Origin of the sequence: Myxococcus xanthus (genome assembly GCF_013116825.1) — a bacterium.
GTDB lineage: Bacteria > Myxococcota > Myxococcia > Myxococcales > Myxococcaceae > Myxococcus > Myxococcus xanthus_B.
The window spans coordinates 1-26,246 of the sequence record NZ_JABFNS010000137.1 but is presented as its reverse complement, the minus strand read 5'-3'; the positions used below and the strand labels follow the sequence as shown (position 1 = coordinate 26,246).

The window sequence follows — 26,246 nt, the reverse complement described above, 5'->3', positions numbered from 1 at the left end:
GGAGGGGACAGGGCACATGAGGTGGGAAGAGATGGGCGAGACGCCCCGGGAGGACAGGCGCGGAGGCAGGGACGGCGGTGCGAAGGCGTCCTCCGGTCGCCCCTCCCTGCTGGCCGTGCTGGCGGAGAAGCCCTCGGTGGCGCGCGACATCGCGCGGGTGCTGGGGGCGAACGAACGCGGTGAGGGCTGGCTGCGCGGCAATGGCTACGTGGTGACGTGGGCCATCGGGCACCTGGTGGGCCTGGCGCAGCCCCATGAGATTCGCGCGGACTGGAAGAAGTGGAGCCGCGCGCTGCTGCCCATGCTCCCGGCGGACTGGCCGCTCGTCGTCTCCAAGGAGACGCGCAGCCAGTTCGAGGTGGTGAAGCAGGTGCTCAACGCGCCGGAGGTGTCCTCGGTGGTGTGCGCCACGGACGCGGGGCGCGAGGGCGAGCTCATCTTCCGGTACATCTACGACGCGGCGAAGTGCCGCAAGCCGGTACAGCGGCTGTGGGTGTCGTCGCTGACGGAGCGGGCCATCCAGGACGGCTTCCGCCGGCTCGCGGACGGCCGCGAATACGAAGCGCTGGCCGCCGCGGCCATGGGGCGCAGCCGGGCGGACTGGCTGGTGGGGATGAACCTGTCGCGCCTGTACACGCTGGCGCACGGGGGCCATGGGGAGATGCTGAGCGTGGGCCGGGTGCAGACGCCCACGCTGGCCATGGTGGTGGAGCGTGAGCTGGCCATCCGCGACTTCGTGCCGCGTGACTACCTGGAGCTGGTGGCCACCTTCGCGCCCAGGGCGAAGGGGGTTCCGCCGGACGCGCTGTACAAGGGCACGTGGTTCCGCTCGGGGCCGGATGGCAAGCCCGTGGCCCCCCCGGGCTTCGAGGGCGTGCGCGAGGCGCGGCGGCTGGATGCGAACGGCGTGGAGGCGCAGGCCATCATCGACCGGGTGCGCGCCGGGCGGGCCCTCATCGAATCGCTGGAGTCGGAGGAGAAGAAGATGGCGCCTCCGCTCCTCTACGACTTGACGGAGCTGCAGCGGCACGCCAACCGGCTCCATGGCTTCAGCGCGCAGCGCACGCTGGAGGTGGCGCAGGCGCTCTACGAGAAGCACAAGCTGTTGAGCTATCCGCGCACCGCCAGCCGGCACCTGTCGCGCACCGTGGCGGACACGCTGCCGGAGGTGGTGAACGCCATTCGCGGGCCCTACGAGGAGGACCTGGCCGTCGGCACGGGGGCCCGGGCGCTGGGCAAGCGCTATGTGGATGACGCGAAGGTGACGGACCACCACGCCATCATCCCCACGCCCACGGCGCCGGGCGGGGTGCGGCTGTCTCCGGACGAGCAGCGCGTCTATGACCTGGTGTGCCGGCGTCTGCTCCAGGCATGGCACGAGGACCACGTCTGGCGGGTCACCACGGTCATCACCGCGGTGACGTCGGCAGGGGCGCAGCCCGTGGTGGACCGCTTCCAGAGCACGGGCACCCAGGTGGAGCAGGTGGGCTGGAAGGTGCTGGACATCGGCGGCGGGCAGAAGGCGCCGCGGCTGAAGTCGGAGGGGCGCAAGGGCGAGGACGCGGAGCGGGAGCCGGAGGATGAGCCCCAGACGCTGCCGTCGGGGTTGGCGCGCGCGCAGCCGCAGTCCGTGGAGGACGTGGAGGCGGTGAAGAAGCGCACGCGTCCGCCTCCGCGCTTCACGGATGCGACGCTGCTGACGGCCATGGAGTCGGCGGGGCGGGCGCTGGATGAGAAGGAGCTCGCGGACGCGATGCGCGAGACGGGCCTGGGGACTCCCGCCACCCGCGCGGCCATCATCGAGGTGCTGCTGGACCGCGAGTACCTGCGCCGCCGGGGCAAGGTGATGGAGGCCACGGAGAAGGGCATCCATCTCATCCAGGTGGTGCACCCGGATGTGAAGACGCCGGCCATGACGGGCCAGTGGGAGGCGTGGCTCCAGCGCATCGAGCGCGGCGAAGGCCAGCTCGATGAGTTCATCCGCGGCATCGAGGCGTATGTCATCGAGGTGGTGGGCCATGGCGCCACCGCGACGCAACGGCCTCCGCGTAACGAGGTGTGGGGGGCTCCACCTGAAGCAGGTTGGGGACAGGGCGGCGCGGCGCAGGTGGCGAGCGAGGGCGCGGCGCACGGCGCTGGCGCGGGAGCGCGTGGCCCTGGCGGGCAGGCTGTGCTCGCGGAGTCCTCTGCTGAGCGCTTCGGGGATGCTCCGGCGGGAGTGTCGGGGCGTGGCCGGCAGGGGGCGTTCACGGAGGCTTCTACCGAGCGCTTCGGGGATGCTTCGGCGGGAGTGTCGGGGCGTGGCCGGCAAGGGGCGTTCATGGAGGTTTCTGCCGAGCGCTTCGCGGATGCCGCGCCGGGTGTGCAGGGACAGGGACGCCCGGGCGCGTTCTCGGAGGCTTCGGAGCCGCTCTTTGGGACGCGGCGGAGCAGGACCTCGGGCTCCGTGGGTCGCTCGGAGCTCCGTGATGAGCCGCTGTCCTCCGCCATGTCACCGGGCGGAGGCGCGGCCTCGCGTCTTCCGCGGGCGGACGGCGCGGGCTGGAACGCCGGGGCCTGGGAGAGCACGGGCGCTGCTCGCGCTCCAGTGAATCGTGCGAGGCCCATGGCGTCTGCCGCGTCCACCGGGCAGCGGCCGGAGCGCGTGCGGCGCGCACCGACGGCGCCCGAGGCGCTGCGTCCGCTGCTGAAGGAGGCGTTCGGCTTCTCGGACTTCCGGCCGTATCAGGAGGCCGTGTGCCGCGCGGCCACGGCGGGAGAGGACCTGCTGCTCGTGATGCCCACGGGCGCGGGCAAGTCGCTCTGCTACCAGTTGCCGGGTCTGGCGCGCGCGGGCACCACGCTGGTGGTGAGTCCGCTCATCGCGCTGATGGAGGACCAGGTGGCGCGGCTCCAGTCGCTCGGCTTCGCGGCGGACCGCATCCACTCCGGAAGAGACCGGGCCATGTCGCGGCAGGTGTGCGCGGACTACCTGGAGGACCGGCTCGACTTCCTGTTCATCGCGCCCGAGCGGCTCGGCGTCCCGGGCTTCGTGGAGTTCCTGGCGCGCCGCACGCCCGCGCTCATCGCGGTGGACGAGGCCCACTGCATCTCCCAGTGGGGACACGACTTCCGCCCGGACTACCGGCTCCTGGGCGCGCGGTTGCCCCTGCTGCGCCCCGCGCCCGTGGTGGCGCTCACCGCCACGGCCACGCCGGACGTGCAGCGGGACATCGTCCAGCAGCTCGGCCTGCAAGGCCCCGGGGGCAAGGCGCGCACCTTCATTCACGGCTTCCGCCGCACCAACATCGCCATCGAGGTGCGGGAGCTGAACCCCGGCGCGCGCGGCGACGCCATCCAGGGCCTGCTCGAGGACGAGGAGAACCGGCCCGCGATTGTCTACGCGGCCACGCGCAAGCACGCCGAGCAGCTCGCAGACCAACTCGCGGGCGAGTTCCCCGCCGCCGCCTATCACGCGGGGCTCCAGCCTTCGGAGCGAGACCGGGTGCAGGCCGAGTTCCTCCGGGGCTCGCTGGAGGTCATCGTGGCCACCACGGCGTTCGGCATGGGCATCGACAAGGCGGACGTGCGCACCGTCATCCACGCGGCGCTCCCCGCCAGCCTGGAGGGCTACTACCAGGAGCTGGGCCGCGCGGGCCGCGATGGAAAGCCGTCGCGCGCGGTGCTGCTGCATTCGTACATCGACCGGCGCACGCACGAGTTCTTCCACCGGCGCGACTACCCGGAGGCGTACGTGCTGGAGCGGCTGTTCAAGTCCACGGCGCCGCAGCTCGAGCCCAAGGCCGTGCTCCAGGGCCGCGTGCGAGGAGACCCCGAAGTTTTTGACAAGGCACTGGAGCAGCTCTGGATTCACGGCGGCGTCGTCATGACGCCTGACGAGACGGTGATGCGCGGGAAGCCGGGCTGGGCCGCGTCGTACTCGGCCCAGCGCGATCGCAAACTGCTGCACCTGGAGCAGATGGGGCGCTACGCGGAGGCCCATGGCTGCCGCATGAAGCAGCTCGTGGGGCACTTTGGTGACACCCAGGATTCGGGTGAGCCGTGCGGCCTGTGTGACGTCTGCGCGCCGGAGGACTGCGCCACGCTGCGCTTCGCCGAGCCGACCTCCGCGGAGCGGCACTGGCTGGAGCGCATCCTGGAGTCGCTCCAGGAGCGGGACGGACAGGCCACCGGACGGCTCCACCGCGAGTTGTTCGGAGAGTCCCTGCCACGGCGCGACTTCGAGCGGCTGGTGGGCGGACTGGTCCGCGCCGGGCTGACGCGCTTGGAGGTGGACTCGTTCGACAAGGACGGGCAGGTCATCTTGTTCCAGCGCCTCGCCCTGACGGATGAGGGCCGCCGCACGCGCGCGGTGGACCCCCAGCGGGTCGTCCTACCGTTGCCCCTGGAGAAGGCCGCGAAGCGCAAGCGGGGCAAGGGCGCGGAGAAGGGCACCGCGAAGCGGTCCTCGGCCAAGAAGCGCGCGGTCCGCGCCAAGGCCGGGGCCGCGACGCGGCGCACGGCATCCGAATCCGATGAGGAAGACCCGCCGACGCACTGGCGCGCGAACGCTCCCTCGAAGAGCACCGCCGGGGCGCCGCGTGCGTCCCGGAGCACGGGGGCTCCGAGTGCCGCCGCGCCGGGCCGCCGCGCCGCGGACGAGCCTTCTCCGAAGATGGTGGAGGCCTTGAAGGCCTGGCGGCTCGCGGAGGCGCGCAAGCGGCGCGTGCCCGCCTTCCGCATCCTCACGGACCGGGTGTTGGAGGCCATCGCGTCGGCCTGTCCGGAGAATGGCTCGGAGTTGATGGCCATCCACGGGGTGGGGCCCTCCCTCACGGAGCGCTACGGCGCGCAGATTCTTTCCCTCGTGGCGCGCAGGAGCTGAGCCCGGACGCCTCGCGGAAGGAGGCGTCCTTCCCATGAGGGGAAGGGCGCTTCCCTCCGCGCGCCACGGCGCTTCCAGCGCAAGTCCGGGGGCGGGGCGCAAGGGGCCGCGGCGCCACGCCCGCAGGAACGGGCAGCGTGCGTCCAGGCGACGAATCATCTTCACCGTGCTGCCGGGCAGTGCAGGCGGCGTCCGCCCATCGTCACGTTCGTCCGGCCAAACCAGCGGACTTGTGCGCGGACGCAGGGCGAAGGGGGGCACGCGATGGAACTGGGCTTCGAGACGATTGGAAACGCCACGCTCATCTGCCACGACCACGGCCCGGTGCTGGTGACCGACCCGTGGACGGACGGCAGCGCATACTTCGGGAGTTGGACGCTGTCGCATGAGATTCCGGCGGCGCAGCGCGAGGCCATCCAGGCCTGTCCCTACGTGTGGCTGTCCCATGGCCACCCGGACCACCTGAGCATGGAGTCGCTGGGCGCGCTGCGCTCGCGCACGCTGCTGGTGCCCAACCATTTCGGCCACCGGATGCGCGATGACCTGCGCGGGCAGGGCTTCAAGGTGCACGTGCTGGCGGACCGGGTGTGGACACAGCTGTCACCGCGCATCCGCGTCATGTGCCTGCCGGACGTGAACCAGGACGCCGTCCTGCTGGTGGACATGGATGGGCGGCTGCTGGTCAACCTCAACGACGCGGGGGACCGCGGGGCCAGCCACTTCGTACGCAAGGTGGTCAGCGGGTATCAGGAGTCGTATCTCCTGGCCCTGTCCGGGTATGGCGACGCGGACATGATCAACTTCTTCACCGAGGACGGGAAGCGCATCGCGCCCCATGCCGCGGCGAAGACGCCCGTGGGACGGACCATTGCCCGGCAGGCGGAGTTCTATGGGGTGCGCTACTTCATCCCCTTCAGCTCCATGCACAAGTACCAGCGGGCCGACAGCGTCTGGGCCTCCGAGTACACCACCCGGTTGGAGGACTACGGCCGGGGCTTCGAGTCGCACACCTGCTTGCTGCTGCCCGCGTTCATCCGCCACGACTTCATCCGCGGTCAGACGGAGCGCATCCAGCCCCGGGAGCGCGTCCTGCGCCCGGTGGACCCGAAGGCCTTCGGTGACGACTGGAGCGATTCACTGGACACGGACGAGGTGACGGCGCTCACCACCTACTTCCTCGGCGTGGAGCACCTGGGGCGCACGCTCGACTTCCTGCGCTTCCGCGTGGGAGGCCGGGAGCACGTCATCGAATTCCAGAAGCGCCGCTTCCGCCGGGGCATCACCTTCGAGGTGCCACGCGGCTCGCTGATGTCGGCCGTGCGCTACCAGATTTTCGACGACCTGCTCATCGGCAACTTCATGAAGACGACGCTGCACGGCGACTTCGGCGCGGGGCGGCTCTACCCGGACTTCAGTCCCTATGTGGCCAAGTACGCGGACAACGGGCGGGCGCGCACGCGCAACGAGCTGCGGACCTATTTCGCGGACTACCGCAAGCGCGACCCGCTGGGCTTCCTGCGTGCCAAGGTGGAGACGCATTGCGTGCGGCCCCTGCAGACGCAGTCCGCGGAGCTGCTGCGCACGCTGCTGCCCCAGGACTCGCGGGGCTACCGTGCCGCCAAGGAGACCTTCTGGCGGGTCCGGCGCGCCCTGCTCTAGAGGTACGGCGACAGCAGCCGCGCCAGCCCATCCCGCAGGCGGATGGGCAGGGCGCGCGCGTCCACCTGCTCCAACGTGAGGGGCCGCGCGTTGCGCAGCCGCGCGGCCACCACGCCCTCCAGTTGCGTGGCCAGCGCGGTGTCGTAGCACTCCACGTTGAACTCGAAGTTGAGCCGCAGCGAGCGCGGGTCCCAGTTGGCCGAGCCGATGAGCGACCACACGCCATCCACCACCATCAGCTTCGTGTGGTCGAAGGGCGGGGCGGTGAGGAAGATGCGGCAGCCCGGCCGCAGCACCTGCCACAGCTGCGCCCATGCGGCCCACTGCACCAGCGGAAGATTGCCCTTCTCGGGGAGGAGGATGTCCACCTGGACGCCGCGCAGCGCCGCCACGCTCAGCGCGGTGATGAGCGCCGTGTCCGGGAGGAAGTAGGGCGTGACGATGTGCACCGAGGTCCGCGCCGTGGCCAGGGCCCCCAGCAGCACCGTGCGCAGCGTCTCGAAGTCTTCGTCCGGGCCGTCCGCGATGCCCCGCGCGAGCACGGTGCCCACTTCGGTGAGCGGCGGGAACCAGGCCTCACCGGTCAGCCGCTCGCGCGTGGTGAAGGCCCAGTCCTCCGCGAAGGTCTCCTGGAGCTGCCCCACCAGCGGTCCCTCGACGCGGAAGTGCAGGTCCACGGCGGCGTGTTCGCCGGGCCAGAAGGCCTTGCGGATGTTCATGCCACCCGTGAAGCCCACGCGCCCGTCCACCACCATCAGCTTGCGGTGGTTGCGCAGGTTGGCGAAGGGCAGCCGGTAAGGCATCAGCGACGGCAGGAAGCGCGCGGCGCGGACGCCGGCTCGCCGCAGCCGGCCCAGGATGGGCGGCCACGTGTAGCGCGAGCCCACCGCGTCCACCAGCACCCGCACCTCCACGCCCCGCTTCACCGCGGCGCTCAGCGCCTCCACGAAGCGCCGGCCCGCCACGTCATTGTCGAAGATGTAGCTGCACAGCGACAGCGTCGTGCGCGCCGCGCCAATCGCCTCCAGCATGGCGGGGTAGGCGTCCCGGCGGGACTCCAGCACGGTGACGCGGTTGCCCGGCAGCAGCGGCCGTCCCACCACCGCGTCCCCCAGCCGCACCAGGGGTGCTAGGGGGGCGGCCTCGGGGTGGGGGCCGCTCACCGTCTCCGCCTTCATGGGGGCCACCTGGAACAGCGGCGGAAAGCGGCCGTGCTCTTGTTTCAGCATCAACGACCGCGCCCGGCGCCGGATGCGGTTGATGCCCAGCAGGACGTACAGCACCCCGCCCAGCACCGGCACCAGCCACGCCAGCCCCACCCAGCCCACCGCGGCGCGCACGTCCCGCTTGTGCAGCACCGCATGGGCGCTGGCCACCACGCTGATGAGCACGGTCAGCGCCGCCACCACGTGGGGCCAGGCCACCTCCAACCACGCGGGGATGTCGAACAGGTGCATAGCGAACGGCGGGATCCTCCTGTTCCGCCTATCACGCCCGCATGGAGCGCGCAGTCCTCAGCGCCCCGGGGCGTCGGGAATCAACCCCCGCGGCCGCCATCCCCGGGTGTCGGCGCTGGCTGAATGAACCCGGCCCTGCTGCGGTGAGAGGGTTGACGCTGGCTGTCTGGGAATGCATCTTGCCAATGTCTGGCGTTTTGCAACGGGTGGTTTTCTCCCCAGGTGCGGCGGACCTGCCCCACGGGGCAGGTGACCGACAAACAGACAGCGCTGTCTGGTTTGGATGCAACTCCCTCGGAAGACGCGATTCCTCCGTGCCGGCGCCATGTTGCCGGGCGCGCCGTCAGGAGTGTTTACGTCCTTTGACTCCAAACATGGAATGTCTTCAGTCCATGCAATGTCATGAAATCCTGATTTGTCCTCTGGGCGTCGGATTGGCGCGGCGGTTGCTCAAGGGCGGAGCGCTCCAGGCCGCGGCTGGCGGAATCGCCGGGCGGCGGGGGCGTCCCCCGAAGTAGGCGTCAGAGGAAACCCCAAGATGCTCAAGTTCCGCTCCGTTGCGCTGGTTGCTGGTGTGGCCCTTCTCGGTTCCGCGTGCGGTGGCCCGGAGGCCTCCGAGTCCGAGCCGACGAAGATGACGTGGGAGGAGTTCCGGGCCTCGGTGTACGAGGATCCCGAGGGCAAGCTGATTTTCGACGGTGACATGGCGCTCGACAGCGAGGAGGAGCTGCGCGCCTTCTTCGACAACCACGTCGCGGCGGAGACGGGGACCAGCCGGGGCGGCCTGGCCGTCTACAACACCAGCCCCACCAAGGCCATTAGCGGAGACGTGAGGTGGAGCGCCACCCAGGCGCGTAACCTCACGTACTGCGTCAGCAGCACCTTCTCCGGCAACAAGTCGCGCGTGGTGACGGCGATGAACAGCGCCACGGCGGCCTGGGAGGCCACCGCGAACGTCAACTTCATCCACGTGACGGCGCAGGACGGGGCCTGCACCGCTTCGAACAACAACGTGCTCTTCGACGTGCGTCCGGTGAACTCGGGCGGCCAGTACCTGGCGCGCGCCTTCTTCCCGAACTCAGGGCGCTCGGGCCGCAACGTGCTGGTGGACAACACCGCCTTTGGCCCCATCTCGCCCTGGACGCTGGAGGGCATCATGCGCCACGAGCTGGGCCACGTGCTGGGCTTCCGCCACGAGCACACCCGCTCCACGGGCAGCGGCTGCTTCGAGGACAACGCGTGGCGCGCCCTGACGTCGACGTATGACCGCGCGTCCGTCATGCACTACCCGCAGTGCGCTGGCACCCAGACGGGGGACCTGGTGCTCACCACCCTGGACAAGCAGGGCGCTCGCGCGCTGTACCCGTAGCCTCACGATGCAGGACCGCCGCCCTGGCCTCGCCGTGAGGCCCGGTCAGGAGGGCGCGCTGGCTGGAGGGCACCCCTTGCTCGGGCGGGTGCCTTCCGGCCTCATCGTGCTCGCGTGGGGTCCGCCGTCAGGATGGCGCGCCGATGCCCAGCTCGTCGCCCGCGCGTTGCGGCTCGAAGAAGATGAGCGTCTTCACGTGGTCCGCGTCCTCGATGTCCAGGCACTCCAGCTCGCCGCTCTCGCTCTCGTCCGCGTAGATGTGGTCGGGCTTGAGGATGCGGTGGGTGACCTCTCCGCCCGGCCGGCCCACGATGATTTCCACGGAGCCCTGGTCGCTCCCCTTCGACTCGAGGGCAATCTCCACCAGCGGCAGCCTGCCGGCGAGCGGCTGGTCGCCGAAGTCGGTGCTCTCCGTCTCGATGCGCACCCAGTGGTCGCGCTCCAGGTTGCTCAGCAAGGCGAGGTAGTCCCCCCAGCCTTCCCTGGGTATCTCCCGAGTGTGATGCATGTGTCTGCCCTCCGGATTCCGTTGCTCAGCAAAACCGTAAGGCTTGTGCGTGCGGGGTGTGGAACGGGCCTGCTTCCCTGGCACGTCAGCTGGCCGGGAGGCGCGCGGCTACACCCGCCGCGCGTGGACCTCGCCAGCCTCCAGCGTCAGCCGGAGCGTGCCGTCGTTGCCCGGGTGGCCAAAGTGCTCGTAGGCGGCCCGCTCCAGCAAGGGGGCGAGCGTGGTGCGCAGCCCTCGCGCGCCCGTCTCCCGCTTGAGCGCGCGGGCGACCACGAACTGCCGCACCTCGGTGTCCACCTGCAGGCGCAGCCCTTCCTGCTCGAACTCGCGCTCATAGGCACGCAGCACGTTGTGCTGGAGGATGTCGCCCAGGGTGCCCGCGTCCAGGGGCGAGAAGGAGACCAGCCGGTTGAAGCGGCCAATGAGCTCCGGGATGAAGCCGTAGCGCGCGAAGGCGGTGGTCTGCTCCAACTGCTCCTCCGTCACTCGCGTGGCGATGCTCTCCGCCCGCGCCGGGAGCGGTTCGCGGCCGAAGCCCAGGTGTTCGCTCCGGGCCAGCCCCTCCGCGGTGGCGCTCAGGCCACTGAAGGCGCCGCACGCGATGAAGGTGACGCAGGCCAGCTCCATGGTGTCGGGCCGCTGGCGGCTGGTGAAGCCGAAGTCGGGCGGAAAGTCCGCGCTGGGGGCGGACAGCATGTGCAGCAGGCTGCGCTGCACGCCGAAGCCGCTGACGTCCTTCGTGGTCTGCTGGCCGGCGAAGCGGCTGTCGGAGCGGCTGGTGGCGAGCTTGTCGAACTCGTCCATGCACACCACGCCGCAGCCAGCCCAGGCCGTGTTCCGGTCCGCGGCTTCGTACAGGCGCGACAGCAGCGTGCTCACGTCGTCTCCCACGTAGCCGGTTTCGGAGAACTGCGTGGCGTCCGCCAGCACGGTGGGCACGGCGAGGATTTCGCGGAACAGCAGCTCCACGAGGAACGTCTTCCCCGAGCCGGTGGGCCCCAGGAAGAGGCAGTTCTCCCGCATGCCCGGTTCGGGGGCGAGCCCCTCCAGGAACAGGTGGCGGATGCGGCGCAGGTGCCGGTACGCCAGCACGGATGCCGCGCGGCGCGCCTCCGTCTGCCCCCGGTAGCCCAGGTCCGACAACCGCTCGTCGATTTCGCGGGGAGAGAGGACCTCGATGGCGGCGACGCGCGCGCGCACGTCCTCGTCGGGCGATTCGGGCAGCGGCTCCAGGCCAGGGTGGGTGATGCTCATTCCAGGGGACTCCAATCAGGGGCGGGTGGCCGCCGGGGGGCGCATCATCCTGGCGAGGCGCGGGGCCGACAAGGCGGGCCGCGCGCCTGCTCACGGCCGTCGTCCAGCCCGCGGGGGCGTCGTCACGAACACCGTCGGCCGGTTCCCATTCCTTCCGGGCGCCATGCCTACCCGTGAACATCCGCCGCGCGGCGGGCGCGGCCGGCCACACGGAGTGCTCCTCAAGGGCAGGGGTGACGCATTACAGGGACACGCCCATGGGTCCAGCGGATGAGTCTCGGGCAGCGCGGTCGAAGGCCCCTCTCTTGGGGGCGTGGGTGGAGGCGGACGGGCGGGTGCGGTGGCGTGTCTGGGCGCCCGGCCACCAGCGCGTGGAGGTGGTGCTGCACGACGCGCAAGGCCAGCCCGGCCGCGTCCTGCCGATGACGCCGGAGCCCGGCGACTGCTTCGGCGCGGTGCTGGAAGGGCGGGGCGCGGGGCTTCGCTACAAGCTGCGCGTGGACGGCGAAGGCCCCTTCCCGGACCCGTGGTCGCGTTCGCAGCCCCAGGGCGTGCATGGGCCGTCGGAAGTGGTGGTGCCTGACTTCGCCTGGACGGACGCGGGCTGGAAGGGCGTGGCGCCGCAGGCGCTGGTCCTCTACGAGGTGCACGTGGGCACGGCCACGCCGGAAGGCACCTTCGAGTCGCTCATCCCGCGTCTGGCCGGCCTCAAGGAGCTGGGCATCACCGCGCTGGAATTGATGCCGGTGGCGTCCTTCCCGGGACGCCGCAACTGGGGCTACGACGGCGTGAGTCTGTTCGCGCCCCAGCAGGACTACGGCGGTCCGGAGGGGCTGCGCCGGTTGGTGGACGCCGCGCACGCGCACGGGCTCGCGGTGCTGATGGACGCCGTCTACAACCACTTCGGACCGGATGGGAATTACCTGCGGGTGTATTCGCCGCACTACTTCACCGGCCGCCACCACACGCCGTGGGGCGACGCGGTGAACTACGACGGCGAAGGCAGCGCCCACGCGCGGACCCAGGTGTTGGCCAACGTGGAGATGTGGATTGCCGACTACCACCTGGACGGCCTGCGCCTGGACGCCGCGCACGCCATCATCGACGACGGCACGCCGCACCTGCTCACCGAAGTCGCCGAGCGAGCGCGGGCCTGCGCGCCGGGCCGGCAGGTGCATGTCATCGCCGAGGACGAGCGCAACGAGCGGCGCTTGATGTGCCCCGCGTCGGAGGGCGGCCTGGGGTTGGACGGCGTGTGGGCGGATGACTTCCACCACCAGCTGCGCCGCGCCTTCGCGGGGGACAGCGAGGGCTACTACCAGGACTACACGGGCAACACGGAGGACCTGGCGCGCACGCTGAACCAGGGCTGGTTCTACGAAGGGCAGGTGTCGAAGAACCTGGGCCATGCGCGCGGCACGAAGGCGGAGGGGCTGGAGCCGTGGCGCTTCGTCCACTGCATCCAGAACCATGACCAGGTGGGCAACCGTGCCTTCGGCGAGCGGCTGGGGCACGACGTGAGCCCCGCGGCCTTCCGCGCCATGAGCGGGCTGCTGCTGCTGTCTCCCTACACGCCCATGCTCTTCATGGGGCAGGAGTGGAACGCCAGCACGCCCTTCCTCTACTTCACCGAGCACAACGCGGAGCTGGGCAAGCTCGTCACGGAGGGCCGGCGAAAGGAGTTCGCCGGCTTCGCGCGCTTCGCGGGCGCGGAGGTGCCGGACCCGCAAGCGGAGGACACCTTCACCCGCTCCCGACTGGACTGGGCGGAGGCGGAGAAGCCAGGGCATGCGGGCGTGCGAGCGCTCTACCGGGAGCTGCTCCGTCTGCGCGCGTCGGAGCCCGCCCTGCGCGAGACGGGGCGGGGCTCCTATGTGGCCCGGGCCCTGGGGCCGGACGCCCTGGTGCTCGAACGGCGTGGCGGCGGCCAGCGCCTGCAGGTGTTGCTCAGCCTGCGCGGCGCGCTGGATTATCCGGTGCCCGCCGGCTCGGCGCTGGTGCTGTGGACTGAAGACGCTTGCTTCGGCGGCTCCGAAAAATTGCAGCCATTGAAGCAAGACGCCGTGCGGTTGAAGGGTTCGGCTCTGGCTGTGATAAGACTTCCCGCCAAAGACTGAGAAACAGGCCGTGTTTCATTGCATGTATCGCCGCAGGGCGAGCGGGCATGGCTGAAAACATGCTCAAGAAATGCCGTGGGAATTCCATATCGACTCAAAGGGTATTGGGGCCCGCAGTCCGTCGTTGAGTCGGTAACACCTCCGGCCGCTCCTGGAGAAAGCCTCCGCGCGTGAGCGCGGGTGCCTCCTCCCAGACGGCCGGGGAAATGGAAGTCCACGCGCCGCGGGGGGAACGCGGCGCTCCGGAATGGCTCTTGGCCGCTCCGATGTGTCGCGGAAGCTCGCGGCCTCACCTGAGGTAGTCACTTGAATCGACAGCACTCGACTTCGTCCCTGGGGGGATGGAAGCGCTTCCGCACGTCTGTCACCGCGTTCTCGCTGGCCGTCGGCGCGTTCGCGACGCCCGCGCTGGCCGCTGGAGGATTCACGTCCGCCACCGCCAGTTCCCACGACGGCAACACGCCTGCCATGGCGGTTGACGGCAACAAGGCCACTCGCTGGTCGGCCTCGGGCGCGGGCCAGTGGATTCGCGGCGACATGGGGTCCGTGAAGCCGGTGAACGGCCTGGACATCGCCTGGTTCCGTGGCAACGAGCGCATCAACCTCTTCGACATCGCCACGTCGACGGACGGGACCACGTTCACCCGCGTCTTCGTGGGCATCTCCTCCGGGAAGACGGCTGACTTCGAGCGCGTCACCTTCCCCACGGTGAACGCCCGCTACGTGCGCGTCACCTTCTACGGCAGCACCCAGACGACCTGGGGCAGCATCACGGACATGGCGGCCCTTTCCGGCGCCACCATCCCGGACCCGGAGCCGGAGAATCCGGACCCGGAGCCGGAGAACCCGGAGCCGGAGAATCCGGACCCCGACCCCTCGCCCACGCAGGACAAGTTCGGCGTGACGATGATCTACCCGACCAAGTCGGGCGGCGAGCAGTGGTTCCTGTCGGACAGCGCGACGTCCGACAAGCGCTTTGACCCGCAGAACACCATCACGCGCAACTCGGACGGCTCCTGGAAGATGAAGAGCAGCAAGGTGCGCATGTCCGTCTTCACGTCAACGGGCTACAGCGCGTCCAAGATTCCGACCTATGACCGTGACGTGCTGGCCAGCCGAGGCTACATGCAGGCGGCGAACGACTGGCGGAACGTGGAGATGACGGGCTTCATCAAGGTCAACTCCACGTCCGACGCCTCGGACAACTTCGCCTGGTACGCGCGTGGCGGAAAGCACAACGACAGCAACTCGGGCTGCGAGGGCAGCTCCTACAAGGGCTCGCTGCACTATGACGGCCGGGTCCGCTGGCAGAAGGAGACGTGGCACGTCTCGTATGAGCAGGCGGCGTACAAGTCCGGCACGTCCTCGCTCCGCGGCCGCTGGGTGGGCTTCAAGTCGGTGATGCGCAACACCAAGGTCAACGGCAAGGACGCCGTGCGCCTGGAGATGTACCTCAACGAGAACGCCGACAAGAAGACCTGGAAGAAGGTCTACGACATGGTGGACTCGGGTAGCTGGGGTGGCGACGCCAGCCACTGCGGCGGCGGGGTGAACGCCATGCCGATTACCTGGGGCGGCCCCATCGCGGTCTTCCGCTGGGACAGCGCCACCGACGTGGACTTCAAGTGGATGTCCGTGCGCGAAATCCCCGCGGAGCAGTGAGCGGCTGACGACAGTTGGCGCCCCGCCCCGGTACTCCCAGGAGTGCCGGGGTGGGGCGTTTTCAGCGCATCCGATGGGGGCCATCAACGCCATCCGGCCTCCTGGTGGATTCCCGCTGTCGACAGGGGCCCCTCTCCCGTGTTCTGGATTCGGCCCGATATGGCCATGAACGTCCAGACCGCCACCGACTCGTCCGACCGCATCTGGGAGCAGGAAATCCTCCCCGCGCTCGAGCGCTACATCCGCATCCCCAACAAGTCGCCCGCCTTCGACCCGGACTGGGTCCGCTCCGGCCACATGGAGGCCGCCGTTCAGCTCGTCGCGGACTGGTGCCTCGCGCAGGCCCAGCACCTGCCTGGCCTGGTGCTGGAGGTGGTGCGCCTCAAGGATGAGAAGGGCCGCGAGCGCACGCCGGTCATCTACATGGAGGTGCCCGGGACGAAGGGCGACGACACCATCCTCCTGTACGGCCACCTGGACAAGCAGCCGGAGATGACGGGCTGGCGCGAGGGCCTGACGCCGTGGACGCCGGTGCGCGAGGGCGACAAGCTCTACGGGCGCGGCGGCGCGGATGACGGCTACTCCGCCTTCGCGTCGCTCACCGCCATCCGCCTGCTTCGCGAGCAGGGCCTGCCGCACGCGCGCTGCGTGGTGCTCATCGAGGCGTGCGAGGAGAGCGGCAGCTACGACTTGCCGGCCTACATCGAGGCGCTGGCGCCGCGCATCGGCAAGCCGTCGCTGGTGGTGTGTCTGGATTCCGGCTGCGCCAACTACGAGCAGCTGTGGATGACCACGTCGCTGCGCGGCATGGTGGCCGGCAACCTGCGGGTGGACGTGCTCACGGAGGGCGTGCACTCCGGGGACGCGAGCGGAATCGTCCCGTCGTCCTTCCGCGTGCTCCGGCAGGTGTTGTCTCGCGTGGAGGAGGAGGGCACGGGCAAGGTGCTGGTGGAGGCCCTGCACACGCAGATTCCGGAGGCGCGGCGCGACCAGGCCCGCGCGGCGGCCAAGGTGCTGGGGGAGGAGGTCTTCACCAAGTTCCCCTGGGTGCCCGGCATCCGCCCCATGTCGGACGACGGCGCGGAGCTGGTGCTCAACCGGACGTGGCGTCCGGCGCTGTCCGTGACGGGCGTGGACGGCATGCCGGCGCTCAGCAGCGCGGGCAACGTGCTGCGGCCCTTCACCACGGTGAAGCTGTCCATGCGCATCCCGCCGCGCGTGGACCCCAAGGCGGCCATGGAGGCGCTGACGCAGGCGCTGGTGAAGGACCCGCCTTACGGCGCGACGGTGACGTTCGAGGGTGAGAAGTCCAGCACCGGCTGGGACGCGCCGCCGCTGGCCTCCTGGCTGTCGAACGCGGTGGAGTCCGCGTCCGCCACCTACTTCGGCCGGCCGGCCATGGCCATGGGCGAGGGCGGCACCATCCCCTTCATGGGCATGCTGGGCGAGCGCTTCCCGGAGGCGCAGTTCCTCATCACCGGTCTGCTGGGCCCGGGCAGCAATGCCCACGGCCCCAACGAGTTCCTCCACATCCCCACGGGCAAGAAGCTCACCTGCTGCGTGGCCAGCGTCATCGCCGACCACTTCAAGCGGTAGGCGGCTTCCGCCGGGCCCGCTTCCCAGGCTGGGGGGCGGGCGCCTCCTGGACGCGGTGGCGCAGGTCCTGTGAGGCCGTGCCCCGTGCCGGCGTTCTGGTAGGAGACCGCGCTGCCCTCCATCCGAAAGGTCAGGTCCGACGATGAAACTCTATTTCAACCCGAGAAGCCGCGCGGTCATTGCCAGGTGGATGTTGGATGAGTGCGGCGCGCAGTATGAAATCGTCCCCATCGACTTCGAGAAGAAGGAGCACAAGTCGCCTGAGTTCTTGAAAATCAATCCCGCTGGGAAATTGCCGGCCTTGGTGGATGGAGACACGCGGCTGTTTGAAAGCGCGGCCATTTGTCTCTACCTGGCGGAGAAGTTCCCGGACGCGCAGCTCGCGCCGAAGCCAGGTGACAAGGACTGGGGGCGCTACCTGTCGTTGATGGTGTACTCCACGTCGCAGTTGGAGCCCGCCATGGGTGACCACTTGATGAAGCTGCCGACGGGGCCCGCGCGGGGCTGGACGGACTTCGAGACGGTGCTGAACGTCATCGAGGGCGAACTGGGACAGGGCCCCTACCTGTTCGGTGAGCGCTTCACCGCGGCGGATGTGATGGTGGGTTCGATGTTCATCTGGATGCGCATCTTCGGCAGCCAGACGGGGCGTCCCGCGCTGGAGGCCTACATCGAACGGCTGCTGGCCCGCCCGAAGAGCATGAAGCTGGGCTGAGCGGCGCCTCGCGCGAGGTCGAAGGCCCGGACCTTCCGATGGGGAGGTGTCCGGGCCTCCTGATGGCCCAGTGGGCCCGTGCGTCAGTCCAGAACGCCGATGGTCTTCGCGCGCGTGACGGCGGTGCCCACGCTGACGTAGCCCTTGTACCAGGACGTGTCCTTCGTCCCCAGCTTGTCCTGCTGGAGGTGCGCGTGGGGACCGGTGGAGTTGCCGGTGCCGCCGATGTTGCCCACCTGGCAGCGGTCACACGTGCGGCTGCGGGAGTCCGCCGTCTTGATGAAGTGCCACTGACGGAACGTCCAGCCGCTCGCCCAGGCGTGGCGCGCCTCGTTCTGGTTGCCGCTGCCGCTGCCGTTGCAGACGACGCCGGTGGTGCGGATGGTCACCGCCCAGTAGACGGAGCCCACCACGCCTGTCTCCGCGCCCCAGTAGTTGCAACGGCCGCCCGCGCCGATGTCCACCGCTCCGTGGAACGTGCCGCTGCTGTAGTGGGTCAGGGCCGTCACCGAGCCGGTGTGGGTGCCCTTGACGGTGTGCGCCGTCACAGACGCGGGGATGAGCGCCAGCGCGGCCAGCGCGGCCAGGGAGTTCTTCCAGGTGCTGCTACGCATGAGGTGTTCCTTTCAATGGACTGCCTGTCACGGAGCCTGCTGCAACCGCTGCTTCTCCCTCAGGAGCAGGCTCCACTCCTGAAGGCCCATGCCGAGAACCTGAATCCACGCGTCGGCCTCCCGCGCCAGGCGCGGGTCCATGGCGCGCAGGCGTTGGAGGTCGGGAATCGCGCCCTCGAAGCCAAGCTGCGCGACGCTCTGGAGCAGCGCCTTGCGCACGCCGTCGTCCGTCTCCTCGCGGTACATGGCGAGCAGGGACTCGCGGGCGCCCTGCATCTGCTCCGCCGGGACGCCGCCCAGCGCGTTGACGGCGGCCTTGCGCACGCTCGCGTCATCGCTGCGCAGCAGGGAGGTGATGCGGTCCGCGGACTCGGCGCTGATTTTCTCCGTGGAGAGGTTGTCCAGGATGCGCGCCGTCACCGCCGGGTCCGTGGAGGCCACCGCGGCCGTCACCGCCGTGTCCGCCGCGGGGCCGTACTGGCCGGCGTACACGTGTGCGTTGTCCTCGATGAGGTTGGTCGCCGCCTCCTGCCGCACCTGGGGCGACTCGTCCCGCACCATGCGCTCGTACAAATCACCGGTGCGCTCCAGCGCGCTGGTGCGCCGCATGGCCCGCAGCGTGGCGGCGCGCACGGACGGGTCCGCGTCGTGCAACGCGCGCTGCGCCACCACGTTCATGGCCTGGGTGTCCGCTTCACGTTCTGCGCGGGCCACCAGCGCCGCCGCCAGGTGTTCAGCCATGACGGGCTCTGTCTCGCGCGCGAAGGCGTCGCGCAGCTCCGCGTCTGGCAGCGTGACGGCGGCCTCGCGCAGCAGGGTGCGCAGGTAGCGCTGGTAGGACGGTGAGCCGGAGCCCAGTCCGCGGCGGATGTCATCCATCAGCCCGCGCACGGAGCAGGTGCTGGCCCGGAGCGCGGGCTGAGCGTCGGTGGAGGCCGCGTGCGCGTGGGTGGACAGCAGGGGGAAGAGGGGCAGCGTGAGCAGAAGGCAGAGGCGTTTCATGGAAGCTCCCGGGCTCAGTCGTGACCGACGAGACAGCCGAAGGGGTCCTGGTCGGGCAGGCTGTTCCAGAGCCGGACGAAGTCGTGGAGCCCGCTCGCGTAGAGCTGTTCGAAAACCTGGTAGATGGGCTGGAAGCGCGGGTCGGCCATCGCCATGTTGGCCATGACGGGCAGGGCCTCGCGGCCGGATGCGCGGGCGGCGAAGCGGAAGAGGGCCCACCGCACGCACGTCTCCTGCTCCCGGGCGAAGGCCTGGGCGAACAGCTCCAGCACCTGCTGGTTGTCTCCGGAGATGGAGAGGTTGTGCGCGGCGGCCTCGCGTCCGTCCGGGCTGCCCTCTTGCGTGAGCACCTTCGCGTACTGCGCGCGGGTGCGCTCATCCAGCACGGGCGTGGCGTGCATGGGCGTGGACAGCGCCAGGTAGCGAATCTGCTCGTCGGGAGACTCGGTGCCGATGGTGAGCAGCGCGTCCATGTAGGGCGCGGCGTTGCCCTTCGCCTCGAAGTCGCGCTTCATGACGCGGGCGATGGTGCGCGTGGCGGCCCAGCCCGCCTCGCCGGAGACGGGGTCCTTCGCGAAGGACGTCAGCGTGTTCAGCGCCGCCGGCTCGAAGCGCTTCTGTGTGTCCAGCGCGGACAGGAGGCCCGCGCGCCGTCCGCCGTCGAGCGTGGCGTCCATGCCCTGCGCCAGCAGCCGGGTGGCCACCTGGGCGTGGTGCACCGCCTCCGAGCCACGCAGCGCCGTCAGGAGGACGTCGAACTCGTCGGGCCCCGCGGTGCGCGCCCAGGACAGCACCTCGCTCGCTCGGCCCGGGTCTTGGCCAATCAGCTCCGTCAGGCGCCCCGCCAGGTAGTCCGCGACCAGCGAATCCCCCGACGCGAGCAGCGGCGCGGCCCACGCGCGGAAGTTCTCCAGCGTCACCGCCGCGTCGAAGCGCTCCATCTCGCGCCAGCACACGGCCTCGTCGAAGCGAGGGGGCGGCGGCGCTTCGTCGTGCGTCCCACCCGTGCCCGCGCGACCGCCGGGGCCTCGCCCGCCGGATGCGGCCTCGCGGGACGCCGCGGCGGTGCCGCCGGCTTCGGCGTCGGACGCCGCGCCATCGCCGCCGCGCGACGACAGCAGCGCCGCGCCTCCCACGAGCAAGGCCGCGCCCGCGAGCCACGCCAGCGCCTTGGGCACGCGCCGGCCCGGAGCGGGGCCGGCGGAACGGTGGAGGGATTCTGGAGTCATGGCGCCTGGGCCTGTGAGGGGGTCCAATCCCCCTGAGGGCCCGGCGCGCGCGCCGTCTCAGAAAATCATTTCGCGCGGGTTTTCCCGCGCGAGGCTCAGCGGCCCGTCTTGATGCCCAGGCCGCCGCCCTGGCCGGGACTGGCGGGCCGCTTCGTACCGGCGGTCGGCGTGCCCGGGACGGGCTTGCCGCCGCCAGCGCGCCGCAGCTCCAGGCGCAGCTCCTCGTCCGTGGCGGACACCTGCCGTGTCACGGGCTCGTAGCCGCTGAGGGCCAGTGTCACCGACACCGGGGCGGCCCCGGCCTCCAGCTCCAGGCGCAGCGGTGTCTCGCCGCGCTCCTCGCCATTGACGCTCACCCGGGCGCCTGGGGGCTCGGTGATGACGGGCAGCTCCACGTGGCGCATCGGCTCGGGGGCCATGCGGGGAGGCGGCTGCACTTCCGGCGCGATTTCCGGCTGGTGCGGCACGGCCACTTCCACCGGCGGGCGGACCGGGGTGGCGTCCGCGGGCGAGCGGAAGAAGACGATGCCCGCGCCCGCGATGAGCAGGCCCAGCCCCGCCGTGGCCACCGGGAGCCAGGGGATGCGCCGGGCCGGCTCCGGAGGGGGGCGGGCCAGGGGCGCGGTGCCTCGCGTCTTCTCTTTCGCCTGCGGCGCTGCGGCGGCCTGCCGCGAGCGCGTCCCGGGGGCGGCGCCATGGGGGGAGCCGGAGCCGCGCATGGCCCGCGAGGCGGAGGAGCGCCCCGCGGGGCCCATCAGCCCCGGCACACCGCTGAGCGACGAGTTGGAGCGCGAGTCCAGGTCCGCGTCCTCCGCGAGCTGGTCCAGCTTCGCCGGGTCCGTCTCATGGGCGATGCGGTCCGCGTAGAGCTCCCGCAGGAAGGCGGCCAGGTGTGCGCTGCTGGAGGGCAGCCGCAGGTTGAGCGCGTAGTCCTCCAGCGCCAGCCGGAAGGCGCCGCAGTCCGGGTAGCGCTGGTCCGGCGAGGGCGCCAGGGCCTTGAGCACCACTTCATCCAGGCCCGGCGGCAGGCGCGGGTTGAGCTGCGACGGCCGCGGCACCTGGCAGTCCTTCACCAGCCGCAGCGTCATCATGTCCGACTCGCCCTTGAAGAGGCGCTTGCCGGTGAGCAGCTCCCACATGACGACGCCCAGCGCGAACAAGTCACTGCGCGCGTCGATGGCGAGCCCGCTGGCCTGCTCCGGGGACATGTACGGGTACTTGCCCTTGAGGACGCCGGTGGCCGTGTTCTGGCTGCTGGTGGCCGCCTTCGCCACGCCGAAGTCGATGACCTTCACCCCGCCGTCGAAGCCGACCAGGATGTTCTGCGGCGACACGTCGCGGTGCACCAGCCGCAGCGGCTTGCCCTGGGCGTCACGCGCCTGGTGCGCGTAGTCGAGCCCGGCGGCAGCGTCCGCGATGATGCGGAGGATGAGCCCCACCGGCAGCGTCTTGCCCTGCGCGCGGGACGTCTTGTCCAGGCGGCGCACGTCGTCGCCCTGCACGTACTCCATCGCGAGGCAGTGGCGGCCCTCAATCTCCGTCAGGTCGAGGATGGTGATGAGGTTCGGGTGCGTCAGGCGCGCTACGAGCCCGGCCTCGTCCAGGAACATGGAGAGGAACTCATCATCCTCCGCGAGGTGGGGAAGGATGAGCTTGAGGACGACAAGTCGCTCAAACCCCGTCCCATGTTCGCGGGCCAGAAACACCTGACCCATTCCCCCAGAGGCAATCTTGCGTAGTAGCTCGTACTTACCGAATGGCACAGCCATGTGTGCCCGCCAGGATATCGCTCTTTCTTAGCTCGTGGGAATTGCTCAGTCGCGAATTACCCCACAGGGTTGGGAACGAGCAGGCAAGCGGGCAGGCGTGAACGGCCTGCCCGGCTTTCCGGGGTGAGTCAGGCTTTCATCTTGTAGCCGGAGCGCAGGACGGCGTACGTGAGCGCGGTGGCCCCCACGGCGACGGCGAAGAGGATGCTCCCGGCGCCCAGCGGCGAATAGATGCTGCGGCCGAGCATGCCGTAGCGCAGCCCTTCCACCATGTAGACCATGGGGTTGAAGAGGCTGACGGTGTTCCAGGGCGCGGGCAGCTCGCGCACGGAGTAGAAGACGCCGCCCAGGAAGGTGAGGGGCAGCATGACGAAGGTGGGGAAGAAGTTGATCTGCTCGAACTTCTCCGCCCACACCGCCGCGAGCATGCCCAGCACACTGAAGACGTAGGACGACAGGATGAGGAAGTACGCGGCCACCCCCGCGTGCTCCAGGCTGAAGCCGGTGAAGAAGGTGGCCACGGCCCAGGTGAGCAGGCCCACCACGAGCCCGCGCACCATGGCGCCGCCGATGAAGCCCGCCATCAGCTCACCGGGCCCCAGCGGCGCCACCAGCAGGTCCACCACGGTGCCCTGAATCTTGGTGATGAACAGCGACGAGGAGCTGTTGAGGAAGGCGTTGTTGGCGATGCCGAGGAAGACGAGCCCCGGCACGATGAAGTGCAGGTAGGGCACGCCCTCCACCGTCTGGACGCGGCCGGAGATGGAGACGCCGAAGACGATGAAATACAGCGTGGTGCTGATGAGGGGCGACAGGACGGTTTGACCCGGCACGCGCATGAAGCGCCGGACCTCCTTCGCCAGAAGGGTCTTCATCCCAAGGACGTTCATGTTGAGGGCTCAGGCGGCTTGCTGTGGGCGGCCACGGAGGATTTCGATGAGCACGTCCTCCATGCGAGAGCGGCGCGTCTCCACGTCGGAGATGAGCTGCCCTTCGGCGTAGAGGGCGCGGAGCAGCTCGCCGGACGGGGCGCAGCCGTCGCGCTCCACGTACGTGAGGGTGCGGCCGTCCTCGCTGAGGCGGGCGGCGAAGCGCTTGCCGGCCTCGGACAGGCCCGGCTGCGGCTGCTCGAAGGTGATGATGACGCGGCGCTCGCCGAAGCGGCGCAGCAGGGTGGCCTTGTCCTCCACCATGAGGAGGCGGCCCTCGTTGATGATGCCCACGCGGTCGGCCAATTCCTCGGCCTCTTCCAGGTAGTGCGTGGTGAGGACGATGGTGGTGCCCTCCGACGCGAGCTTGCGCACGTAGGTCCACAGGTCGCGGCGCAGCTCCACGTCCACGCCCGCGGTGGGCTCGTCGAGGAAGACGAGGCGCGGCTTGTGCACCAGCGCCTTGGCGATGAGCAGCCGGCGCTTCATGCCGCCGGACAGCGCGCGCGTGTACGCGTCCTTCTTCGCGTGCAGGTTGAGGGCGGTGAGCACCTCGTCGATGCGCGCTTCATTCGCGGGGCGGCCGTAGAAGCCCAGCTGGATGCGCAGCGATTCGGCCACGGTGAAGAAGGGGTCGAAGTTGATTTCCTGCGGCACCAACCCGATGTCGTAGCGCGGACCCACCGGGTCCTGGTCCAGGTCCTTGCCGAAGACGCGGATGCTGCCGGAGGATTTCTTCACCAGGCCGCAGACGCTGCCAATCATCGTCGTCTTGCCCGCGCCGTTGGGGCCCAGCAGGGCGAAGATTTCACCGGGGTGGATGGTGAGGTCCACGGTGTGAAGTGCCGTGAACTCTCCGTAACGCTTGGAGAGTCCCTGGAGTTCGAGGGCGGGGACGGACATGGGGGCCTTTCTGTAACACCTCCGGTCTCGCGGCGCTCGGCTTGTGTGCGTGCGTCGTGTCCGTCCCCGGCGACTCGCTATTGCAAGTCGGGCAGGGTGGCGCGTCGCGTTGTCCATCTGGTGTCACTCCCGCATGGCGATTTCCTGGAGCGTGCCCTCACGGCACTGGAAGACCGCGAACGCATCCGCGCCCTGCTCCACGCTGGCGAGGCACCGCACGAGCGAACGCTGGCCGCCGGGGTGCTGGACGGTGCCGGCGTAGCGCCGGTGCAGGTGGCCACAGAGGACCAGCCGGGGCTGGAGCGCGTCCACCAGCAGCCGCGCGTACGCGTTGCCGACGAGGTCGTGGTTCGCGCCGCGGCGCTGTCCTTGGAAGTCGGCGGCCTCCTCGGGCGGGATGATGCCGGAGGGCCAGTCATGCAGCAGGAGCACGTCCGCGCGCCCGAGCGCCAGGACTCGCTCGACGTCCTGTTCGTTGAAGAAGGTGAAGTCCTTGTTGGACACGTCGCCCATCGAGGCCAGCGGCGGGCGGGACTTGCAGAAGGTGGCTTCCCGGTGGATGCCGGACAGGCCCGCCACGCGGAGGCCGTTCAGCTCCACCACGCCGCTCCGGCCCAGGTAGTGGCAGTGCGGTGCCAGCGCGACTCCCTCTGGGTGCAGGTCGAGGTGGCCGTAGGGCTCGTGGTTGCCGCCGATGAAGTAGACGGGCCAGGGGAAGCGGCGCCGTCGCTGGTGGTAGGCCGCGAAGTCCCCCAGGTGCCTGTGCTTCGTGGGGGCGGCCATGGTGGCCAGGTCGGCGTCGTGACGGTGGGGCTCGAAGTCGCCCACCTGGAGCACGAAGTCGAGCGGCCTTCGGCTGCGCACCTCCCAGGCGGTGAGGTGATTCACCATCCGGTGCATGTGCCCGTGGACGTCGCCCACCACGGCGAAGAAGAACGTCTGGGTGGAGGACATGGCGGTTTCCGTTCCGGTTCAGGCTTGAGTCGCGGGCGCGGACGGGGGCGGTGCTTCGGGACTGACGGGAGGCGGCGCGTGCGGTGGTGTCAGAGGGCGCAGGCGAGTCGCGCTCGCGGGCGCCGGAGTCCTTCGTTGATGCGGTCCGTCGTCACGCAGCCGTAGCCCGGCACCCAGCCATGGCGGGTGCGCGTCCCGGCGAAGTAGCGAGAGAGTTCTTCGATGCCGATGCCTGCGTCATGGCCCCGTCGTGCGAGCTCCCGCTCCAACCGGGCGTCGCCTCGCGTGAAGGTGACGCACAGGTGCAGGCCGGCGACAGAGGGTTGTTGCTCGAAGGCGTCTCCGAAGTGGCGGCGGAGTTTCTCAGACAGTTGCTCGTACTCGCGCCGCGTCTTGCATGGCCTTGCGGCCAGGTGCGCCTGGGGCGCGTGGCCGCGCACGCGCGTTGCGAGGTGCCTATTGGTGTTGGCGAATGAGGTTTCGCTCCTTGTCGTAGGTCCCCGCGCGGGCGCGCTGGTGCTGTGGTCCCTCTCTGCCTGGAGCGCGCCGGGCACATTCATGCGGCGCTGACGGCAGAGGTGGCCGACCTCAAGGGCCAGTTGCGGCGGGCCACGGAGCGCGCGGAGTATGAAGCGGAGCGGACGCGGCGCTGGAGGCCCTGGACACCGCCTGGACGCCTGCCGGTGGGGATTTGCGATGGGAGTTGCTGAGCGCGTCAGTCGCGCCCCCCGTTGCCGCTCATGGCTCGTCTTCGAAGTCTTCGAGCTGACTTTCCGCTATCTCGCGGTAGTGCGGCACCACTTCGACGGCGAGCACATCCCGCATCTCCTGGCGGGCGCTGTCCAGGTTCCCTGACAGCCGGTAGCGCTTCGCTCGGTAGAGCGCATCCGTGAGTCTGTCTGAGCCTTCCTTGATGCGCCTCGCGCACTCCAGCAGGAGCGCTTCGGCTGTTTCGACACCAGCGATGGCGAGCGCCGAGTCAGTCTTGCTGATGCCGACCTCGGAGGCAGTGCGCTCCAGGAGTTCCCGTACTTCGTTCGTCAGCGTCAGGCGCTCTCCGTCGCGCACGCGGCGTGCGAGGGCTCGCACCGGTGTCCAGTCAAGGTCATCGGACATGACTATCTCATCCTCTTCTTCTTGGGCCGGAAGCACTGGTCCGTAGGCCATTCCTGTTGGCCTTCGCAGTAGCGGAGGCAGTCGTAACAGGAGCCCGTCCAGCCATCGTCCTGGCAGTCGCCATAGTTCCGAATGCAGCGGCGCCTCCATTCGGGCAGTGCCGCGTTGTGGGAGTCGTCCGATTTGGCGGATGCGTCGTCCGCTGCTTCCATGGCCATCTTGACGCCCGCCATGTGCGAGGCGGCTTCGCCCGCCGTAAGGCCGCACGCTTCGGGCATGCCCGGGTTGCGCTGGATGCAGCACGTGACGGTGTCAGTGCAGGTTGCCATCGCGTAGGCGTCGCGACGGCCCGCCGCTCCGGTGGCACTGCTGGAGCAGCCCAGCATGGCAACCGCCAGGAGGCACCATAGGGAAAGGACATTGCTCAGCTTTGGCATGCCTGGGCTTGCCCCGGCTTCATGGCCGAACTCCACCTTAACAAACACTACTGTGTCAGGGGGAGGCCGAAGGGGCGTGTGCAACGAAGGGC

General features: G+C 69.9%; 20 protein-coding genes. 7 read left to right on the top strand and 13 right to left on the bottom strand.

Annotated features, from left to right (window positions below):
* Nucleotides 1-16 precede the first annotated feature (16 nt).
* Nucleotides 17-4,864, top strand: a complete 4,848-nt coding sequence (locus HNV26_RS30470) for a DNA topoisomerase 3 (protein ID WP_253817213.1) — start codon at nucleotides 17-19, stop codon at nucleotides 4,862-4,864.
* A 264-nt stretch (nucleotides 4,865-5,128) separates the two neighbouring features.
* Nucleotides 5,129-6,523, top strand: a complete 1,395-nt coding sequence (locus tag HNV26_RS30465) for an MBL fold metallo-hydrolase (protein WP_171445406.1) — start codon at nucleotides 5,129-5,131, stop codon at nucleotides 6,521-6,523.
* On the opposite strand, the gene HNV26_RS30460 is transcribed toward HNV26_RS30465, so the two are convergent.
* On the bottom strand, nucleotides 6,520-7,980 hold the full coding sequence (locus HNV26_RS30460; protein WP_171452921.1) for a phospholipase D-like domain-containing protein: 1,461 nt from the start codon (nucleotides 7,978-7,980) through the stop codon (nucleotides 6,520-6,522). The genes HNV26_RS30465 and HNV26_RS30460 overlap by 4 nt on opposite strands.
* Nucleotides 7,981-8,518: 538 nt before the next feature.
* Here HNV26_RS30460 and HNV26_RS30455 point away from each other — a divergent pair.
* Entirely contained in the window at nucleotides 8,519-9,349 is an 831-nt protein-coding gene (locus HNV26_RS30455; protein ID WP_171444822.1) for a M57 family metalloprotease, read from the top strand.
* A 127-nt stretch (nucleotides 9,350-9,476) separates the two neighbouring features.
* Here HNV26_RS30455 and HNV26_RS30450 read toward each other — a convergent pair whose 3' ends face one another.
* The gene (locus HNV26_RS30450; protein WP_171444823.1) at nucleotides 9,477-9,857 is read right to left on the bottom strand and encodes a DUF5335 family protein; all 381 of its coding nucleotides are present in this window, start codon (nucleotides 9,855-9,857) and stop codon (nucleotides 9,477-9,479) included.
* Nucleotides 9,858-9,965: 108 nt separating this feature from the next.
* Nucleotides 9,966-11,111, bottom strand: coding sequence for an AAA family ATPase (locus HNV26_RS30445; RefSeq protein WP_171444824.1), 1,146 nt, complete (start codon nucleotides 11,109-11,111; stop codon nucleotides 9,966-9,968).
* Nucleotides 11,112-11,368: 257 nt separating this feature from the next.
* Between HNV26_RS30445 and treZ the strand changes: the two genes are divergently transcribed.
* From treZ to HNV26_RS30425, 4 genes are all read left to right on the top strand, one after another.
* Nucleotides 11,369-13,228 carry a malto-oligosyltrehalose trehalohydrolase gene (gene treZ / locus HNV26_RS30440; protein WP_171444825.1) on the top strand — a complete coding sequence of 620 codons (1,860 nt, stop codon included), beginning with the start codon at nucleotides 11,369-11,371 and terminating at the stop codon, nucleotides 13,226-13,228.
* A gap of 306 nt (nucleotides 13,229-13,534) precedes the next feature.
* Nucleotides 13,535-14,890: a discoidin domain-containing protein gene (locus HNV26_RS30435; RefSeq protein ID WP_171444826.1), complete on the top strand. Its 1,356-nt coding sequence runs from the start codon at nucleotides 13,535-13,537 to the stop codon at nucleotides 14,888-14,890.
* A 159-nt stretch (nucleotides 14,891-15,049) separates the two neighbouring features.
* The gene (locus tag HNV26_RS30430; protein ID WP_171444827.1) at nucleotides 15,050-16,486 is read left to right on the top strand and encodes a M20 family metallopeptidase; all 1,437 of its coding nucleotides are present in this window, start codon (nucleotides 15,050-15,052) and stop codon (nucleotides 16,484-16,486) included.
* A 142-nt stretch (nucleotides 16,487-16,628) separates the two neighbouring features.
* A complete protein-coding gene (locus tag HNV26_RS30425; protein WP_171444828.1) occupies nucleotides 16,629-17,201 on the top strand; it encodes a glutathione S-transferase family protein in 573 nt (190 codons plus the stop codon).
* An 83-nt stretch (nucleotides 17,202-17,284) separates the two neighbouring features.
* On the opposite strand, the gene HNV26_RS30420 is transcribed toward HNV26_RS30425, so the two are convergent.
* The 10 genes from HNV26_RS30420 to HNV26_RS37980 all read right to left on the bottom strand — a co-directional run bounded on the left by HNV26_RS30420 (nucleotide 17,285) and on the right by HNV26_RS37980 (nucleotide 26,154).
* Nucleotides 17,285-17,815 carry a hypothetical protein gene (locus tag HNV26_RS30420; protein WP_171444829.1) on the bottom strand — a complete coding sequence of 177 codons (531 nt, stop codon included), beginning with the start codon at nucleotides 17,813-17,815 and terminating at the stop codon, nucleotides 17,285-17,287.
* A gap of 27 nt (nucleotides 17,816-17,842) precedes the next feature.
* Nucleotides 17,843-18,817, bottom strand: coding sequence for a HEAT repeat domain-containing protein (locus tag HNV26_RS30415; RefSeq protein WP_171444830.1), 975 nt, complete (start codon nucleotides 18,815-18,817; stop codon nucleotides 17,843-17,845).
* A gap of 14 nt (nucleotides 18,818-18,831) precedes the next feature.
* Complete coding sequence (locus HNV26_RS30410) at nucleotides 18,832-20,046, bottom strand: hypothetical protein (RefSeq protein WP_253817212.1); 1,215 nt, start codon at nucleotides 20,044-20,046, stop codon at nucleotides 18,832-18,834.
* 95 nt (nucleotides 20,047-20,141) lie between these two features.
* Entirely contained in the window at nucleotides 20,142-21,815 is a 1,674-nt protein-coding gene (locus HNV26_RS30405; RefSeq protein ID WP_171444832.1) for a serine/threonine protein kinase, read from the bottom strand.
* Nucleotides 21,816-21,943: 128 nt separating this feature from the next.
* Complete coding sequence (locus tag HNV26_RS30400) at nucleotides 21,944-22,705, bottom strand: ABC transporter permease (protein WP_301338544.1); 762 nt, start codon at nucleotides 22,703-22,705, stop codon at nucleotides 21,944-21,946.
* Between the two features lie 9 nt (nucleotides 22,706-22,714).
* A complete protein-coding gene (locus HNV26_RS30395) occupies nucleotides 22,715-23,647 on the bottom strand; it encodes an ABC transporter ATP-binding protein (RefSeq protein WP_171444834.1) in 933 nt (310 codons plus the stop codon).
* Between the two features lie 123 nt (nucleotides 23,648-23,770).
* Nucleotides 23,771-24,601: a metallophosphoesterase gene (locus HNV26_RS30390; RefSeq protein WP_171444835.1), complete on the bottom strand. Its 831-nt coding sequence runs from the start codon at nucleotides 24,599-24,601 to the stop codon at nucleotides 23,771-23,773.
* Between the two features lie 89 nt (nucleotides 24,602-24,690).
* Nucleotides 24,691-25,041 carry an aminotransferase-like domain-containing protein gene (locus tag HNV26_RS30385; protein WP_253817210.1) on the bottom strand — a complete coding sequence of 117 codons (351 nt, stop codon included), beginning with the start codon at nucleotides 25,039-25,041 and terminating at the stop codon, nucleotides 24,691-24,693.
* A 298-nt stretch (nucleotides 25,042-25,339) separates the two neighbouring features.
* A complete protein-coding gene (locus tag HNV26_RS30380; protein ID WP_171444836.1) occupies nucleotides 25,340-25,717 on the bottom strand; it encodes a DUSAM domain-containing protein in 378 nt (125 codons plus the stop codon).
* A gap of 2 nt (nucleotides 25,718-25,719) precedes the next feature.
* Nucleotides 25,720-26,154, bottom strand: a complete 435-nt coding sequence (locus HNV26_RS37980; RefSeq protein ID WP_216612867.1) for a hypothetical protein — start codon at nucleotides 26,152-26,154, stop codon at nucleotides 25,720-25,722.
* Nucleotides 26,155-26,246: the final 92 nt, after the last annotated feature.